This window comes from Streptomyces sp. ACA25 (genome assembly GCF_028200735.1).
Classification (GTDB): Bacteria; Actinomycetota; Actinomycetes; order Streptomycetales; family Streptomycetaceae; genus Streptomyces.
This window is the reverse complement of the sequence record NZ_JAQKPV010000003.1, coordinates 82621-98947: the sequence shown is the minus strand read 5'-3', so window position 1 is coordinate 98947 and position 16327 is coordinate 82621. Positions and strand designations below refer to the sequence as shown.

Here is a 16327-nt window from a genome sequence, read left to right as displayed (position 1 = left end):
GACACAGCCTATGGGTTCCGCGGTCCGGGGGGCACCGTGTGGCAAGCTGGGCGGCTGCGAGAGAGCAACTCGCCTCGGGGGAGAAAGCGCCACCATGCCTACTGAACCGGATATTTCAGACAGTCCTGTGCCGGGAGACCCCCGGCTCGGCTGGGCCCTGCCCGGCACGCCCGTCCTGCGGCATCGCCGCGACGGCATCCTGCCGACCGTCGCCGCGGCACTGTCACTGCCCGGCAGCGACGGACCCCTCACCGGCACCGCGGCCCGCTCCGGTCCGGACCCCGCACTGCACCCGCTGGTCCAGGCGGTGGTGGACGGCCTCGGCAGCGAGCAGCGCGAGCGGCACGGCACCCGGTGCCCGGAAGCCGCGCTGATCTCACGGCACCTCACCGCGGTCGGCGTCGAGCGCCCCGGCAAGGCCAAGCGTGCGCTGAAGAACGCCCGCGTGACCACCCGGCACATCCGGGAGGAGGGGGACCCGCAGCACGGCGAGTACGCCCCGCACTGTCACTCCTGCACCGCTCTGCTGGCCCACTTCGGCGTCCGCAGTGTCAGCCCCACCTCGGAGGCCACCACGGCGCTGCGGCTGCCCGGCCGCCGCGGCTCCGGGCGCAAGGACCCCGAGCCGGCCGAGGCCGCGGACGCCCTCGTCGGTACCGCGCTGCGGAAAGCGGGCTGGGAGCCCGGCCGGCGGGAGAGCGCGCAGGCCGGGCACTGGGCGGGGGTGCTGCGCAGCCACCTGTCACCGGGAGGGCACCCGCACTTCGTCTTTCCCGCCGCCGAAGCCGCCTGGGAGGAGTTCGGCGGTCTCCAGCTGGATCCGGTGCGCCCCGGCGCGGAGTGCGCCGCGAGCCCGGTCCGTATCGACCCGCTGCGCGGCCTGCACTGGGCCCGCACCCTGGGGGACCTCGCCCGCGCCCTGGACACCGAGCTCAGCCCGCTCGGTGAGACCGGCCACCTCAGCCCGGACGGCAACGGTGTCGGCACGGCCCTGCTCGCCGTCGACCGGGAGGGCCGCTCCTACTGCCTGGACCACACCGGCGACTGGTACCTCGGCCCGGACGTCCGGACCGGTCTCGCCACCCTGCTCACCGGCAGCCGTCCCGTCCGGCTCGTTCCCCCGGAGCTGTCCGCCGGGCCGGCCCCGGAGGCCGGAGCCCGGAACGAGCCGGAGGCGTACGGCACGGCGGGTGCGCCGGCCGGGTCAGTGCCGGGTCAGGCCGGGCCTTCCGCCGCCCGGATCGCGTCCCGGTAGGTACGGGCGGCGGTGCGCAGCGCCGTCTCCGGGTCGATGCCCACCGCCTGGGCCTCCGCGGCCAGCGCGAGCAGACGGTAACCGACCGCGTCCCCGGTCGGCAGCGGCACGTCCAGCCCTGCCGTCCGGACCCGCCCGACGAGCTTCGCCGCCAGTGCCAGGCCCGGCTGTCCCAGCGGCACCCCGTCGGTGACCGAGTCCCGCTGCTTCTCCACCGCCTTGGTGCGCAGCCAGTGCGCCTTGACGTCCTCGGCGGTCTCCGCGGTCTCCTCGCCGAAAACGTGCGGGTGCCGGTGGATCAGCTTGGTGACGAGTGTTCCCGCGACGTCGTCGATGGAGAACGGCTCCTCGGCGTGGTCCTCCGCGATCCGGGCGTGGAAGACGACCTGCAGCAGCACGTCGCCCAGCTCCTCGCGGATCTCCTCCCGGTCCCCGGCCTCGATGGCCTCGACCAGCTCGTAGGCCTCTTCCAGCCCGTACTTGACGAGCTCGGTGTGGGTGCGGGCGGACGTCCACGGGCACTGGGCCCGCAGCCGGTCCATGACGTGCACGAGGTCCAGCAGCCGGGCCCCCGGCAGGTCGTAGGAGCCGGGCAGCAGTTCGAGCGCGGGCATGGTCCGGCGGCCTGACCCGGCGAGCCGGGCCAGCGCGTCGGTCAGCGGCTGCTCACCCTCGGCGGACGCCAGCACCACGACCGTGTTCCCGCCCCGGCACTGCTCCAGCAGTTCCCCGGCCGGGACCCCGTCCCCCTCGGCGCTCTCCACGGTGATACCCGCCTCGCGCAGGTAGGGCAGCTGAGGGTGCCCGGGGTCGCGGCACACCACCCGGCCGGCCGCGCGCAGCACCTCCCACGCGGGCCAGGACAGCAGCCCGGGCGCCACCCGGTGGGTGGTGGTCAGCAGGACGAGCCGACCGGGGCCGGCCGCCCCGGAAGAGTCCTGGGGAGGGGAGGAAGGGGAGGCGGCAGAGGAGAAGACGGTCACCCTTCGAGCGTATCGGGACCCTCGCCGAGGTCGGTCCGCAGCCAGGGGACATCGGCGTCGACCAGCGTCACCTGCTCCGCGTCCCACTCGCCGTACCGGGGGTTCACCTCGACCCCCAGGTCCTCGGCGGTGTCGGTCAGCAGCTGGGCGAGCCGCTCGCCGACCTCCTGCTCGGAGGCACCGTCGACCGTGGCGGCCAGGCCCTGGTACAGCAGGTTGACGCGCAGCACCTCGTCGATCTGCTCCCCGGTGGCGGGCAGCCCTTCGCCCGCCAGGGCCCGCTGCTCGAGCTCCTCCGCCCCGCCGGCGCTCTGCTCGGTCATGGCCCGGGCCTGCTGGACCTCGCGCGGTGTGACCGTCACTCCCTGTTGCTCCGCGGCGTGCTCGACGAGCTGCTCGAAGATCAGGTAGTCGACGGCGAAGCGGGTGATGCCCGCGGAACCCGCGAGGAGCTCCTCGGCGTTCTCCTGGGCGCGCTGAGCGGTCCGGACGGCCTCGACCCGGGCCTGGACCTGCGAGACGGAGATCTCCTGGTCGCCGACCACGGCAGCCGCGCCCGGGTGGGCGTCGGTGGTGCAGCCGGTGAGCAGCGGAGCGGCCACGAGCAGCGCGGCGGCGGAGACGGACAGTGCGGACGATCGGCGCTTCACTGAAATTCTCCCGGCGGTGGAATAGGTGCGACGATCGATCTTAAGCAGCCACGGTAGCTGTGACTACCGCCCCCTCCGCGATTCGGTCACCGGCCCGTGGCCGCGTCACCACGTCACCTCCTCACTGTCAGCCCTGGGCCAGCCGCCGGATCACCGGGGCGACCCGGTGGCGTCCCACCCGGTAGAGCCCGCCCGCGCCCCGCTGCACCATGCGGCGCACCGGCCGCAGATGCGCGGGGGGCCGCACGGCAGCCGGGCGCCCGTCCAGGCCGAGCCCGCGCGGGGCGAGCAGCTGTTCCAGGTAGCTCCCGCCGCGCTCCGGGGTGTAGTAGGGGCGCAGCGGCGGCAGCGGTCCGGCGGCCCGCAGCGCGGCCAGCCGCTCGCGGACCGCGCCGAAGGTGTGGTCCCGGCCCACCCCGTGCAGCGCCGCCCAGCCGGGGTCCGCGGTGGGGACCGTCCCGGCGTCCAGGTCGGCCCAGGAGGCCAGGCAGCCGGACTGGAGGAAGTAGTGGTTGCCGAGCGCTTCGCGGACGCCGTAGTCGCTGAGGATCGCGGTGGGGATTCCGCGGTGCAGGGCCTCCATGGCGGCGGTCGAGCTGACCGTGACCAGCAGATCGGTGCGGTCCAGCACGGACCCCATGTCCCCGTGGACCAGGCGCAGGTTCGGCGCGGGAGCCGGCATCGCGTCGTACAGGGCCTGGTAGGAATGACGTTCGATGTGGGTGACGGCTTCGCCCGGCTGGTTCCGCAGCTTGAGGAGCACCTCGCGGTCCGGGTACCGCCGTGCGTGCCGGTCGAGCCGTTGGAGCAGGCCGGAGCGGGCCGTCTCCCCGGCGGGCACCGTCGGCTGGACGGCGAAGCAGACGGTGAACGGCCGTTCCCGGCCGACCGGGGAGGGGTCGTACCGGGCGCCTCCGAGGAACGGCAGCCCGGCCTCCACCACCGAGTCGGGGTCCGCCCCGATGCCGGCGTAGATGTCCCGGAACCGTTCGGCGTCGAAGGCGCTGTTGGCGATGACCAGGTCGCAGCCCGCGCGCAGCAGCAGGCCGTCGACCATCTTCTCGTAGACCACGCCGTAGTAGCCGCTGACCGTGACCGGCCGGTGCCGCCGGCCACGCCAGGCGATCCCCAGGCTGTGCAGGAGGGAGAGCGTGGTGCCGGCGGCGACCCCGAAGATCAGCACATCGGCGTCCGCGGGCCGGGGGTCGTCCACCAGCTCGTGGCAGTCGATGAACCGGCTGTGGTCCGGCTCGATGCCCACCTCGGCGATCTGCCGCGGCGTGGGTGTGGTCCGGGTGCGCACGAAATACGCGTCGAGCGCGTGGTCCGGTGCCACCCGGCGGGCGACGGACGCCGCCCATTTCCAGCGGCTGTCCGAGTCGGCGAGCACGACGGCACGGGGCCCGGCGCTTCCCATCGTCTGTGTTCCCTTCGCTGGGACCTCGCGTCCCGGGTTGTGCTGGGTGCGGGATGCCTCCCGTGGGTTGCGCGGTCCATGAGTACCTGCCGCGCACGACCGGCGACTTGCCGTGCGGTGAACGGGAGGTGACGCGGTGCGGTTCAGCGCCGCTGGCGGGGCACGGCCGGGGCCGGCCGCGCGGCCCCGGGAGCCCCACCGACGTGCCCGGTGCCGCCGGGCGGGCGGCTCGTCCCGGAGGTCTCCGTGCCGGCCGCGCCGGTGCTGTCCCGGCCACCGGTGTGATCCGTCACGTCCGTGCGGTCCGCCACGTCCGGGCCACCCGGGCGTTCCGGGCGCTCGGGCTGATCCGGGCGGAACAGCCAGGGGAGCCGGGGCTGCACCACCGGCCGGGTCAGCAGGCGCACCGGCGGGAGGGCGAGCAGCGAGGCGATCAGCACCGCCAGCAGGACCAGCGCCGCCTGGGACGGCCACGGCCCCACCCAGTCCGTCCCCCAGGTGTTCAGGTACCAGCGCAGCACCAGGGGGTGCAGCAGGTAGATGTACAGGCCGGCGGCGCCCAGCGAGGTGATGACGGGCAGCCGGCGGCGCGGCACGAGCCGGACGAAGCTGAGTGCGACGACCGCGCCGCCCAGGATCAGACCCGCCCGGATCAGCCAGGCGAACGGCGCCTCCCAGAAGGCGCCCTCGCCGTACGGGTTCCGCATGCCCAGCCAGGACAGCTGCACACTGCCCTTGAGGAACCAGGACGCCGTGCCGCAGACGACGAGCACGCCCATCGCGGCGTACCGGCTCCACGCCGCCCGCAGCAGGTCGGAGAACAGCCCTTGGCCCAGCCGCCAGCCCAGCAGGAAGAACGGCAGGTAGGTCAGGGTGCGGGCGAAGGAGAACGTGACGTCGATCTGCTGGACGTAGCCGGAGGCCAGGGCGACGATCACCGAGGTGGTGAAGGGGTGGCGGAGCCGGTCCAGGTACGGCAGCAGCACCCGCCAGAACATCAGGGACAGCAGAAACCACAGACCCCAGGCAGGGTTGACGGTGAAGAACGTCCACTCGCCCGTTTCGCTCCAGTAGCGCATCTGGAGCGTGTGCAGGAAGCCGATCAGCAGGTACGGCACCATGATCGACTCGATGAGCCGACGGGCCTCCCGGGGGGTGACGGCGGCGGCGCTGCTGAAGTAGCCGGCCACCATCACGAAGACCGGCACCCGCATCGCCCAGGTCGCCACGTAGAGCCAGCGCAGACCGTCGAGATCCTTCAGCTGGTCCATGGCGTGCCCCACGACCACCAGGGTCCCCGAGAAGTACCGGATGTTGTCCCAGTGCGGGTCACGGCTCCTGCGCTGCGCGAAGACTCCCCGACGTCGCCAGGCCCCTGCACCCCGCACTCGGTTCCCCTGCTTCCTCCGGCGGTCCTCACCGCTACCGGCCACTCGCCGCGGAGGCTAGCGGCGTGCCGCGGCGCCCGGATGCACCCCGGCCGGACGGTGCGTGAACAGCGGGAGACCGGCCGGCGACGGCCCCTTCCCGGTGCCCCGGCAGCGCCTCCCCCTACCTCACAGGGCAGTGCGGCGGACCGACCCTTAAGGGATCGTGCGACTTTTCTCCTACCTCAGGCTCGTCCTGCGGCAGGACGAGCGCGTCACTACCGGTCCCTAAGCTCAGAGCAATAAGAATGATGTGAAGACAGAGGAGATAATCGTGGCAACGGCTGTAGCGAATCCGGCTACCGGGGGCGGCGGAGGGCACACTGCCGTGGCCGCACGCGCCGAGGGCATCATCAAGGCTTACGGAGAGAACGAGACCCAGGTGCTCGCGCTCGACGGTGTCAGCGTGGACGTGGCGGAGGGAGCGTTCACCGCCATCATGGGACCGTCGGGGTCCGGGAAGTCCACGCTCATGCACTGCCTGGCGGGCCTGGACACCGTGACCTCGGGGCGCATCTGGGTCGGTGACACCGAGATCACCGGTCTGAAGGACCGCAAGCTGACCAAGCTCCGCCGGGACCGGATCGGCTTCATCTTCCAGGCGTTCAACCTGCTGCCCACGCTGAGCGCCCTGGAGAACATCACCCTGCCGATGGACATCGCCGGGCGGAAGCCGGACCCGGAGTGGCTCGACAAGGTGCTCACCACCGTCGGCCTCGCCGACCGCCTCAAGCACCGGCCGTCGGAGCTGTCCGGCGGCCAGCAGCAGCGCGTCGCCGTCGCCCGCGCCCTCGCCGCCAGGCCCGACATCATCTTCGGGGACGAGCCCACCGGAAACCTCGACTCCCGGGCGGGCGCCGAGGTCCTGGGCTTCCTCCGCAGCTCCGTCGACGACCTGGGCCAGACCATCGTCATGGTCACCCATGACCCGGTCGCCGCCGCCTACGCCGACCGGATCATCTTCCTCGCCGACGGCCGGGTCGTCGACGAGATGACCGACCCCACCGCGGACCGTGTCCTGGACCGCATGCGCGGCTTCGACTCCCGGGGGCGCACCTCATGACCGTGGTGAAGACATCCCTGCGCAACTTCTACGCCCACAAGGGCCGGATGATCCTCTCCGGCACCGCCGTCCTGCTGTCCGTCGCGTTCGTCTGCGGCACCCTCGTCTTCACCGCCACCATGCAGACGACCTTCGACAAGCTGTTCGCCGAGACTGCCTCCGACGTGATCATCGCGCCGGAGGACACGGAGGGGGGCAGCTTCGACAGTGCCAGCATGACCGGCCGCCCCGCCACCCTGCCCGCTTCCGTCGTCGACGAGGTGCGCCAGGTCGACGGGGTGGAGGAGGCCACCGGCGTCGCCATGTCCGAGAGCGTCGTGGTGGTGGACAGCGACAACGAGAGCATCGGCCCCACCACCGGCGCCCCCACCATCGCGCTGAACTGGACGGACATCGAGCTGCGCTCGATGGAGCTCACCGAAGGCAGCCTCCCCGACGGGCCCGGCGAAGTGCTCCTGGACTCCCAGAGCGCCGACAACGCGGACCTGTCCGTCGGTGACGAGCTGCGGCTGATCTCCGTCACCGGCGACCACCCCGCGACCATCAGCGGCATCGTCGAGTTCCAGATCACCAACCCCGGTGCGACCCTCGTCTACTTCGACACCCCGACCGCCCAAGAGGTCCTGCTGGGTGACACCGACGCCTTCACCGAGGTGTACGTCGACGGCACCGGAGCGGTCAGCGAGGAGCAGCTGAAGGAGCGGATCACCGCGCTGCTCGGGGAGGACACCTTCTTCATCCGCACCTCCGAAGAGTACGTCGCGGACAATCAGGACGCGCTCGGTGAGGTGTTCAGCATCATCCAGTACGTGCTCCTCGGCTTCGCCGGGATCGCTCTGCTGGTCGGCATCTTCCTCATCGTGAACACCTTCACCATGCTGGTGGCCCAGCGCACCCGCGAGATCGGCCTGATGCGGGCCATCGGCGCAAGCCGCAAGCAGATCAACCGCTCGGTGCTCGTCGAAGCCCTGCTGCTCGGCGTCGTCGGCTCCCTGCTCGGTTTCGCCGTCGGCCTCGGCATCGCCGTCGGCCTGATGACACTGATGAGCGCCCTGGGGATGAACCTCAGCACGGATGACCTGACCATCGGCTGGTCCGTGCCGGTCATCGGGATCATTCTCGGCGTCACCGTCACGCTCATCGCCGCCTACATCCCGGCCCGCCGGGCCGGCCGGATCACCCCGATGGCGGCCCTGCGCGACGCCGGGACCCCTGGGGACGCGAAGGCCGGGCGGACCCGTAGCCTCGTCGGCGCCCTGCTCACCGTAGCCGGTCTCGCCACCCTGGCCGGTACCGCTGGGGTGGACGAGGCAGCCACCGGAAGCCTGCTCCTTGCGGTCGGTATCCCGCTGAGCCTCATCGGCATGGTGCTCGTCGGCCCGGCCCTGGTCGGCTGGGTGGTGAGCGCCCTCAGTGCGGTGCTGCTGCGCGGTTTCGGCTCGGTCGGACGGCTTGCCGAACGCAACGCCCTGCGCAACCCCCGGCGCACCGGCGCCACAGCCTCCGCGCTGATGATCGGACTCGCCCTCGTCTCGGGACTCTCGGTGGTCGGCTCCTCCATGGTGGCCTCCGCCTCGAAGCAGATCGACGAGTCCATCGGCGCGGACTACGTCATCCAGACCAGCAACTGGATGCCGATCCTGCCGGCCGCCACCGAGGCCATCCGCTCCGCTGACAACCTCCGGCACGTCACCGAGTACCGGGGTATGGACAGCGAACTCACCGCTCCGAACGGGGAGACGTTCTCCCGGAACCTTGGTGCCGTCAATCCGACCTACACCGAGGACGTCGCCAGCACGGTCGAGGAGGGCGACCTCGAACAGGCCCTCGCCCCGGGCGGTCTCGCCCTCGACGCCGGAACGGTCGAGACCTACGGCCTCAGCGTCGGCGACGAACTGGCCGTCGACCTCGACGGCGAGGCCAACCCGGTCCTCGAGCTCCGGGCGGTCCTGTCGCTGGCCGACAGCATGGATGGTGACGCCGCCCTGATGGGCATGGCCACCCTCGAGGAGCACGTGTCCGCGGAGGCCATGCCGCTACCGCTCGTCCTCTTCGTCATGGCCGAGGAGGGCCAGCAGGACGCCGCCCGGGCGTCGCTGGAAGAGGCGCTCGCAGGACACCCGCAGATGGAGGTCCGCGACCAGGCCGATTACAAGGAGATGGTCGAGAACGAGGTCGGGGTGATGCTCAACATGGTTTACGGGCTGCTGGCCCTGGCGATCATTGTGGCCATCCTCGGGGTGGTGAACACCCTGGCTCTCTCCGTCATCGAACGGACCCGGGAAATCGGCTTGATGCGGGCCATCGGCCTGTCCCGCCGCCAGCTGCGCCGGATGATCCGCCTGGAGTCCGTGGTCATCGCCCTGTTCGGTGCCCTGCTCGGCATCGCCCTCGGCCTGGCCTGGGGCGCAGCGGCCCAGCAAATTCTCGCGCTGGAGGGCTTCCGGGTGCTGGAGATCCCGTGGGCCACCATCGTCACGGTGTTCATCGGCGCCGCCCTCGTCGGCCTGCTGGCCGCCTTGATCCCCGCGTTCCGCGCCGGGAGGATGAACATCCTCAAGGCCATCGCGACCGAGTGACGACCGTCCCTCCGCACCACGGACCGCCGCCCGCCCCGCCAGGGGCCGGGCGGCGGTCCGCGTTCCGGGTGACCGTCACCACCCGGCGGACCCCCTCAGGCGTGGTACCAGGCCGGCGTGACCGCCTGTCGATCCCCGGGCGGGCGGTCATCTCCACCGACGGCCCCGGTTGCGGCGCCTTCGGTCTGGTCACCGGCCCCCGTGACGTATAAAGTGATATCACTTTGCTAGATCACGCACGGGGGAGACCATGCCCGCACAGCCCGACACCCACGACACGCAAGACACCACCACCGGCCCGGGCCTCCGGCTCGACGCCCCGGAGATGCCCAAGGCGCCGGTGGCCGAGAAGCCGGCGAACAACATCGGCGGCGGGCTGGGCCTGCTCATCGCCGTGCTCGGGCCGCTGCTCGGCCTCGGACTGCTGCTCGGCGGAGTGGCGGTCGGGTTCGACCCCGGGGACCGGCCCGCCGCCGGGGTGCCGATGATCATCGTCGGCGCGCTGCTGACCGTGACCTCCCTCTTCGCCTGGAACGGCGTGAAGATGGTCGCGCCCGGCGAAGCCAGGGTCATCCAGCTCTTCGGCCGCTACGTCGGCACCCTGCGCACCGACGGGCTGCGCTGGGTCAACCCGCTGACCAGCAGCACCAAGATCTCCACCCGGATCCGCAACCACGAGACGGCTGTCCTGAAGGTCAACGACGCGGGCGGCAGCCCGATCGAGATAGCCGCGGTCATCGTCTGGCAGGTGGAGGACACCGCGCAGGCCACGTTCGCGGTCGATGACTACGAGGAGTTCGTCATCACCCAGACCGAAACCGCGCTGCGTCACATCGCCACCAGCTTCCCCTACGAGTCGGACGGCGATCTGTCCCTGCGGGACAACGCCGAGAGCATCACCGACCAGCTCTCCACCGAGGTCGATGTGCGGGTCGGGGCGGCCGGCGTGAAGGTCGTCGAATCCCGCTTCACCCACCTCGCCTACGCACCGGAGATCGCCGCGTCGATGCTCCAGCGGCAGCAGGCCGGAGCGGTCATCGCGGCCCGCCGGGAGATCGTCGACGGCGCCTGCGGCATGGTGGAGTCGGCCATCGCCCGGATCACCGCCCAGGGCTTCGTCGAGCTGGACGAGGAGCGCAAGGCCGCCATGGTCTCCAACCTGCTGGTCGTCCTCTGCGGGGACCGCGCCCCACAGCCCGTGCTGAACTCGGGGTCCCTTTACCAGTGACCGAGGACCCCGCCCGCCGCGCCGCCCGCCGCAAGCAGGTGCTGCTGCGGCTCGACCCGGCCGTCCACGACGCGCTCGCGCGGTGGGCGTCGGACGAGCTGCGCAGCACGAACGCGCAGATCGACTACGTGCTGCGGCGCGCGCTCGGCGAGGCGGGGAGGCTGCCCCGGGCAGTCCGCCCGCCCGCTCGCCGGGGCCGCCCGCCGCGACGGACGGACGACTCCGGAAACCCGGGGCGAGAGCCGGACGACGACGACCCGGCCTGAGGCCGGCCTGCCTGGCCGCAGCCCGCTGCGGCCAGGCTTTCCCGTTGTTCACCGCTCTCGGCCAAGGAAGCCTCGTGCCCGTCGAGATCGGCGACTGCTCGTGCTCCTACCGCAGGAACAGTCCGGTTCTGGTGGACTTCACCCTGCGCTTCGGGCCCGGCACCACCGTCCTTCTCGGTGCCGAAGGACCGCCCGGCTACCGGCGCCCCGGTCCCGGGTCACTGCCAGCCCCACCAGTGGACGGTGGCGCGCGCCGGGTCGGTGACCTCCGCGGTCACGGTCAGCGTGATGAGGCGGTGCCCGTCCGGCATCTCGTGCGCCTGCAGGGGGCCGGAGGTCACCAGGCGGGCGTGCGCCGGCGGCGGCCGGTCCAGCACCCCGTCCGGGACCGGGCCGGTGCCCGGCGCCGCGTGGAAGAAGGCGACCTCGTACGGCCGGGAGAGACCGTCCAGCCCGTGCGCCTCGCGCAGCCAGCGGTGGAACTCCACCCGGGGCACCGTGAACGTGCCGGCGAACGGGCTGTCCCGGCCGAACACGTCGCGCGCGCAGCGCACGGATTCCGCCGGACCGGGCGGTGCGAAACCGACCCGTTCGTACACCTCCCCGCAGTCCGCCGCCCGCCAGTCCGGCCCGCCACTGTCCAGTACCCGGTACGCCGTCACCCCGGCCCAGCCCAGCCCGGCGAGCACGACCCCGAGAACGACCAGCACCGAGGTGATCGCCACCCGTGCGCTCCGGCTCACAGCCACCCCCTCGACGTCACCGACGCACCCCGCCCGCCGCCGGTTGCACCGCTGCCGACCGCGAGGAGCCCGTACGGCGGGGGCGGCGCCGACCGGGAGGCGCGGGCGGCCGGAGGTCGGCGTACGCTGGAAACACCCCGGCCCGCGCGCGTGTCGGGCCCTTCGCGTTGCCCCACATCCCCGGACGGACGCTCATCTGATGTCACTCACCGGCCTGCTCGACGCCGCCGCGCTGGACCCGGCGCTCGCGGAAACCGTCACCGCCGCCGCCGACGGCAACCGTCACCACATCGACCTGGTGGGCCCGCCCGCCTCCCGGCCGCTGGCCGTGGCCGCGCTGGCCCGCTCCTCCGGACGGACCGTGCTCGCGGTCACCGCCACCGGCCGGGAGGCCGAGGACCTGGCCGCCGCCCTGCGCTCCCTGCTGCCCGAAGCGGGCGTGGTGGACTTCCCGTCCTGGGAGACCCTGCCGCACGAGCGGCTGTCCCCGCGCTCCGACACCGTCGGCCGGCGCCTCGCCGTACTGCGCCGACTGGCCCACCCCCGCGCGGACGACCCCGGCGCCGGGCCGGTGTCCGTCGTCGTCGCACCCATCCGCTCGGTACTCCAGCCGCAGGTCAAAGGGCTGGGCGAGCTGCGGCCGGTGACGCTGCGCACCGGAGAGACGGCCGACCTCGGGCACGTCACCGAGGAACTGGCCGCCGCCGCGTACACCCGGGTGGAGCTGGTGGAGCGGCGCGGCGAGTTCGCCGTGCGCGGCGGCATCCTCGACGTCTTCCCCGCCACCGAGGAGCATCCGCTCCGGATCGAGTTCTGGGGCGACGACATCGAGGAGGTCCGCTACTTCAAGGTCGCCGACCAGCGGTCCCTGGAGGTCGCCGAACACGGACTGTGGGCCCCGCCCTGCCGTGAGCTGCTGCTGACCCCCGACGTCCGCCGGCGCGCCGCCGAGCTGGCCGAGCGCCATCCCGAGCTGGGCGAGATGCTGGACAAGATCGCCGAGGGGATCGCGGTGGAGGGCATGGAGTCGCTCGCCCCCGTGCTCGTGGACGAGATGGAACTGCTCCTCGACGTGCTCCCGGCCGGCAGCATGGCCGTGGTCTGCGACCCGGAACGGGTCCGGACCCGGGCCGCCGACCTGGTGGCCACCAGCCAGGAGTTCCTGGAGGCGTCCTGGGCGGCGACCGCCGGAGGCGGCGAGGCCCCCATCGACGTGGGCGCGGCCTCGTTGCGGGGCATCGCGGAGATCCGTGAGCGGGCCCGTGAGCTGGGCCTGCTGTGGTGGTCGGTCAGCCCCTTCGCCGCCGACGCGGAACCGGACGCGGACACCGTGCGGCTGGGCCTGAAAGCCCCGGAGAGCTACCGGGGGGACACCGCCCGCGCACTCGCCGACACCAAGGGCTGGCTGGCCGACGGCTGGCGCGTCGTCTACCTGACCGAGGCGCACGGCCCCGCCGCCCGCACCGCGGAGGTGCTCGGCGGTGAGGGCATCGCGGCCCGCATGGACAACAGCCTCGACGGCACCCTCACCCCGTCCGTGGTGCACGTGGCCTGCGGCTCCCTGGAACACGGCTTCCTCGCGCCCGGCCTGCGGCTCGCCGTCCTCACCGAGACCGACCTGACCGGCCAGAAGGCCGCCGGCCGGGACGGCACCCGGATGCCCGCCCGGCGCCGCAAGACCCTCGACCCGCTCACCCTGGAGCCCGGCGACTACATCGTCCACGAGCAGCACGGCGTGGGCCGCTACGTGGAGATGGTGCAGCGCACCGTGCAGGGCGCGACCCGCGAGTACCTGCTCGTCGAATACGCCCCCGCCAAGCGCGGCCAGCCCGGCGACCGGCTGTTCGTCCCGACCGACCAGCTGGAGCAGGTGACCAAGTACGTCGGCGGTGAGGCACCCTCGCTGCACCGGCTGGGCGGCGCCGACTGGACCAAGACCAAGGCCCGGGCGAAGAAGGCGGTCAAGGAGATCGCCGCCGACCTGATCAAGCTCTACTCGGCGCGGATGGCCGCGCCCGGCCACACGTTCGGGCCGGACACCCCGTGGCAGCGGGAGCTGGAGGACGCCTTCCCCTACGTGGAGACCCCCGACCAGCTCAGCACCATCGCCGAGGTCAAGGAGGACATGGAGAAGTCCGTCCCGATGGACCGGCTGATCTGCGGGGACGTCGGCTACGGCAAGACCGAGATCGCGGTCCGCGCCGCCTTCAAAGCCGTGCAGGACGGCAAGCAGGTCGCGGTGCTGGTGCCCACCACCCTGCTGGTGCAGCAGCACTTCGGCACCTTCACGGAGCGCTACGCACAGTTCCCGGTCCGGGTGCGGGCGCTGTCCCGCTTCCAGTCCGAAAGCGACTCCAAGGCCACCCTGGAAGGGCTGCGCGACGGGAGCGTGGACCTGGTCATCGGCACCCACCGGCTGTTCTCCGCGGAGACGCAGTTCAAGAACCTGGGCCTGGTCGTCGTCGACGAGGAGCAGCGCTTCGGCGTCGAGCACAAGGAGCAGCTGAAGAAGCTGCGGGCCAATGTGGACGTGCTGACGATGTCGGCGACCCCGATCCCGCGGACCCTGGAGATGGCGGTCACCGGCATCCGGGAGATGTCGACGATCACCACCCCGCCGGAGGAGCGGCACCCGGTGCTCACCTTCGTCGGCCCTTACGACGAGCGGCAGATCGGGGCGGCGGTCCGCCGCGAGCTGCTGCGCGAGGGTCAGGTCTTCTACATCCACAACCGGGTGGAGTCGATCGACCGGGCCGCCGCCCGGCTGCGCGGCATCGTGCCGGAGGCGCGGATCGCGATCGCGCACGGCCAGATGGGGGAGGCGGCGCTGGAGCGGGTCGTCGTCGACTTCTGGGAGAAGAAGTTCGACGTGCTGGTGTCGACCACGATTGTGGAGTCCGGCATCGACATCTCCAACGCCAACACCCTGATCGTGGAGCGGGGCGACAACTTCGGGCTCTCGCAGCTGCATCAGCTCCGCGGGCGGGTCGGACGGGGCCGGGACCGCGGCTACGCCTACTTCCTGTACCCGCCGGAGCGCCCGCTGACGGAGACCGCGCACGAGCGGCTGGCCACCATCGCGCAGCACACCGAGATGGGGGCGGGTATGTACGTGGCGATGAAGGACCTGGAGATCCGCGGGGCGGGAAACCTGCTCGGCGGTGAGCAGTCCGGGCACATCGCCGGGGTCGGCTTCGACCTGTACGTCCGGATGGTCGGTGAGGCGGTCGCGGACTTCCGGTCCTCGATGGAGCCGGGGGAGCCGGAGGAGTCGCTTCTCGAGGTGAAGATCGAGCTGCCGGTGGACGCCCACGTGCCGCACGACTACGCACCGGGGGAGCGGCTGCGACTGCAGGCCTACCGGTCGATCGCCGCGGCGAGCACCGAGGAGGACATCCGGGCGGTCCGCGAGGAGCTGACCGACCGCTACGGTCCGCTGCCCGAGCCGGTGGAGAACCTGCTGCTGGTCGCGGGGCTGCGGATGCTGGCGCGGTCGTGCGGGGTCGGTGACATCACCTTGCAGGGCAACAAGATCCGGTTCTCGCCGGTGGAGCTGCGGGAGTCGCAGGAGCTGCGCCTGAAGCGGGTCTACCCGGGCTCCGTGATCCGGGCGAACACCGGGCAGGTGCTGGTGCCCCGGCCCACCACGGCCCGGGTCGGCGGCAAGCCGCTGGTGGGCCGCGACCTGCTGTCCTGGACCGGGGAGTTCCTCACCACGATCCCCGGCTCCTGACCCGCGCCCGGGGCCGGTCCGGCTGCCGGCCGGGCCGGCAGGCGGCGCACCGGAGGGGCCGGCGGAATGACCGGCCCCTCCGGTGCGCACGGGTGGTCGGCGGAGCGCCCGTCTCCGCCGACCAGCCGGTGGGCCGGAACGGACCGCTCAGAACGAGAAGTCCCAGAAGGCGGGTTTGGCGTCCCAGTCCAGGCCGGGCTCGATTTCCAGGCTGAGGGAGCCCGCGTCGGCCGGCACGTCGAAGGCGATGGTGGTGGTCGCCTTCTGTCCCGGCCGCACGGTGCCGAGCATGTCGGCGCCGATGCCGCTCGCGCTGTCGTGGATCTGCTCGGCGCTCACCCCGTCGTCCCCGGCCCGGGCCGTGAAGATCAGCCAGTCGGCGTCGACGTCCTCGTTCCCGGTGTTCTCGATGGTGACGCCGAAGGTGTAGGAGTCATTGCCCTCGGTGTGTCCGGCCGCCCACTCGTCCGGGGTGAACGCCTCCGGCTCCGACACGGTGACCTTGAGCCCGCTGTCCCAGGCCGCGGTCTCTCCGCCGGCCAGTGTGCGGTCGTCGCCACCGCCTTCGTCGTCACCCTCTTCGCCGCCGTCGTCCGCCCCCTCGTCCGTGGTCTTCTCCTGGGAGCTGCTCCCGTCCTTCTTGGGCTCGTCGGCCTCGCAGGCGGTGAGCCCGCCGATGGCGAGGGCGGCGGTGGCGAGGCCGGCGAGCGCCAGCATCCGCTTGCGGGCGAACCGGCGCGGTACCGGCCGGCCCGCGGTCGCCTCGGTGATCTCTGAGATGGCGGTGGTGTGCTGCTCGGCGGTCATGGCGGTGCTTCCCCTCCCGGAACGACTCCGACCCCCTCCGGGTCGGCGCGTTAACTACAACATAAGCTGTGAACCGAGTCAACAAGTGATCCACGGGGTGTTGGTGCCCTCCCGTGTATCGGTAGGGTCACGGAGACGCGGCGACAGCCCGCCCGCCGTGAGAAGCCCACCGATGC

At 72.3% G+C, this 16327-nt stretch carries 11 protein-coding genes and 2 pseudogenes; 7 read left to right on the top strand and 6 right to left on the bottom strand.

Features of this window, described 5'->3' with window-relative positions; all coding sequences use genetic code 11:
* Positions 1–10 precede the first annotated feature (10 nt).
* Together PJ985_RS06575 and PJ985_RS06570 are read left to right on the top strand one after the other, a co-directional pair.
* Positions 11–529, top strand: a pseudogene (locus tag PJ985_RS06575) (YwqJ-related putative deaminase); the annotation flags it as partial.
* Between the two features lie 132 nt (positions 530–661).
* Positions 662–1114: pseudogene (locus PJ985_RS06570) on the top strand (SUKH-3 domain-containing protein); the annotation flags it as partial.
* Between the two features lie 101 nt (positions 1115–1215).
* Here the strand turns inward: PJ985_RS06570 and PJ985_RS06565 are convergent.
* The 4 genes from PJ985_RS06565 to PJ985_RS06550 form a co-directional block, all read right to left on the bottom strand.
* Entirely contained in the window at positions 1216–2238 is a 1023-nt protein-coding gene (locus PJ985_RS06565) for a nucleoside triphosphate pyrophosphohydrolase (RefSeq protein WP_443033431.1), read from the bottom strand.
* A complete protein-coding gene (locus tag PJ985_RS06560) occupies positions 2235–2888 on the bottom strand; it encodes a SurA N-terminal domain-containing protein (protein ID WP_271682624.1) in 654 nt (217 codons plus the stop codon). Before PJ985_RS06560 ends, PJ985_RS06565 begins: the two co-directional genes overlap by 4 nt.
* 127 nt (positions 2889–3015) lie before the next feature.
* The gene (locus PJ985_RS06555; protein WP_271682623.1) at positions 3016–4305 is read right to left on the bottom strand and encodes a DUF6716 putative glycosyltransferase; all 1290 of its coding nucleotides are present in this window, start codon (positions 4303–4305) and stop codon (positions 3016–3018) included.
* A gap of 143 nt (positions 4306–4448) precedes the next feature.
* Entirely contained in the window at positions 4449–5693 is a 1245-nt protein-coding gene (locus PJ985_RS06550; RefSeq protein ID WP_271682622.1) for an acyltransferase family protein, read from the bottom strand.
* 313 nt (positions 5694–6006) lie between these two features.
* Here PJ985_RS06550 and PJ985_RS06545 point away from each other — a divergent pair, with 313 nt between their 5' ends.
* The 4 genes from PJ985_RS06545 to PJ985_RS06530 all read left to right on the top strand — a co-directional run bounded on the left by PJ985_RS06545 (position 6007) and on the right by PJ985_RS06530 (position 10868).
* On the top strand, positions 6007–6795 hold the full coding sequence (locus PJ985_RS06545; RefSeq protein ID WP_271682621.1) for an ABC transporter ATP-binding protein: 789 nt from the start codon (positions 6007–6009) through the stop codon (positions 6793–6795).
* Positions 6792–9374: an ABC transporter permease gene (locus tag PJ985_RS06540; protein WP_271682620.1), complete on the top strand. Its 2583-nt coding sequence runs from the start codon at positions 6792–6794 to the stop codon at positions 9372–9374. Before PJ985_RS06545 ends, PJ985_RS06540 begins: the two co-directional genes overlap by 4 nt.
* Positions 9375–9624: 250 nt before the next feature.
* Positions 9625–10602, top strand: coding sequence for an SPFH domain-containing protein (locus tag PJ985_RS06535; RefSeq protein WP_271682619.1), 978 nt, complete (start codon positions 9625–9627; stop codon positions 10600–10602).
* Positions 10599–10868, top strand: coding sequence for a hypothetical protein (locus PJ985_RS06530; protein ID WP_271682618.1), 270 nt, complete (start codon positions 10599–10601; stop codon positions 10866–10868). The genes PJ985_RS06535 and PJ985_RS06530 overlap by 4 nt, the downstream gene beginning before the upstream one ends.
* 218 nt (positions 10869–11086) lie before the next feature.
* Here the strand turns inward: PJ985_RS06530 and PJ985_RS06525 are convergent, their stop codons facing one another.
* Positions 11087–11611: a hypothetical protein gene (locus PJ985_RS06525; RefSeq protein WP_271682617.1), complete on the bottom strand. Its 525-nt coding sequence runs from the start codon at positions 11609–11611 to the stop codon at positions 11087–11089.
* 199 nt (positions 11612–11810) lie between these two features.
* Between PJ985_RS06525 and mfd the strand changes: the two genes are divergently transcribed.
* On the top strand, positions 11811–15344 hold the full coding sequence (gene mfd, locus PJ985_RS06520; RefSeq protein ID WP_271682616.1) for a transcription-repair coupling factor: 3534 nt from the start codon (positions 11811–11813) through the stop codon (positions 15342–15344).
* Positions 15345–15491: 147 nt separating this feature from the next.
* Here the strand turns inward: mfd and PJ985_RS06515 are convergent, their stop codons facing one another.
* On the bottom strand, positions 15492–16151 hold the full coding sequence (locus PJ985_RS06515) for a DUF4352 domain-containing protein (RefSeq protein WP_271682615.1): 660 nt from the start codon (positions 16149–16151) through the stop codon (positions 15492–15494).
* Positions 16152–16327 lie beyond the last annotated feature (176 nt).

Coding starts and splice junctions, on each gene's coding strand:
- PJ985_RS06555 (WP_271682623.1), bottom strand. CDS start 4,305: ATGGGAAGCGCCGGGCCCCGTGCCGTCGTGCTCGCCGACTCGGACAGC.
- PJ985_RS06540 (WP_271682620.1), top strand. CDS start 6,792: ATGACCGTGGTGAAGACATCCCTGCGCAACTTCTACGCCCACAAGGGC.
- PJ985_RS06535 (WP_271682619.1), top strand. CDS start 9,625: ATGCCCGCACAGCCCGACACCCACGACACGCAAGACACCACCACCGGC.
- mfd (WP_271682616.1), top strand. CDS start 11,811: ATGTCACTCACCGGCCTGCTCGACGCCGCCGCGCTGGACCCGGCGCTC.
- PJ985_RS06515 (WP_271682615.1), bottom strand. CDS start 16,151: ATGACCGCCGAGCAGCACACCACCGCCATCTCAGAGATCACCGAGGCG.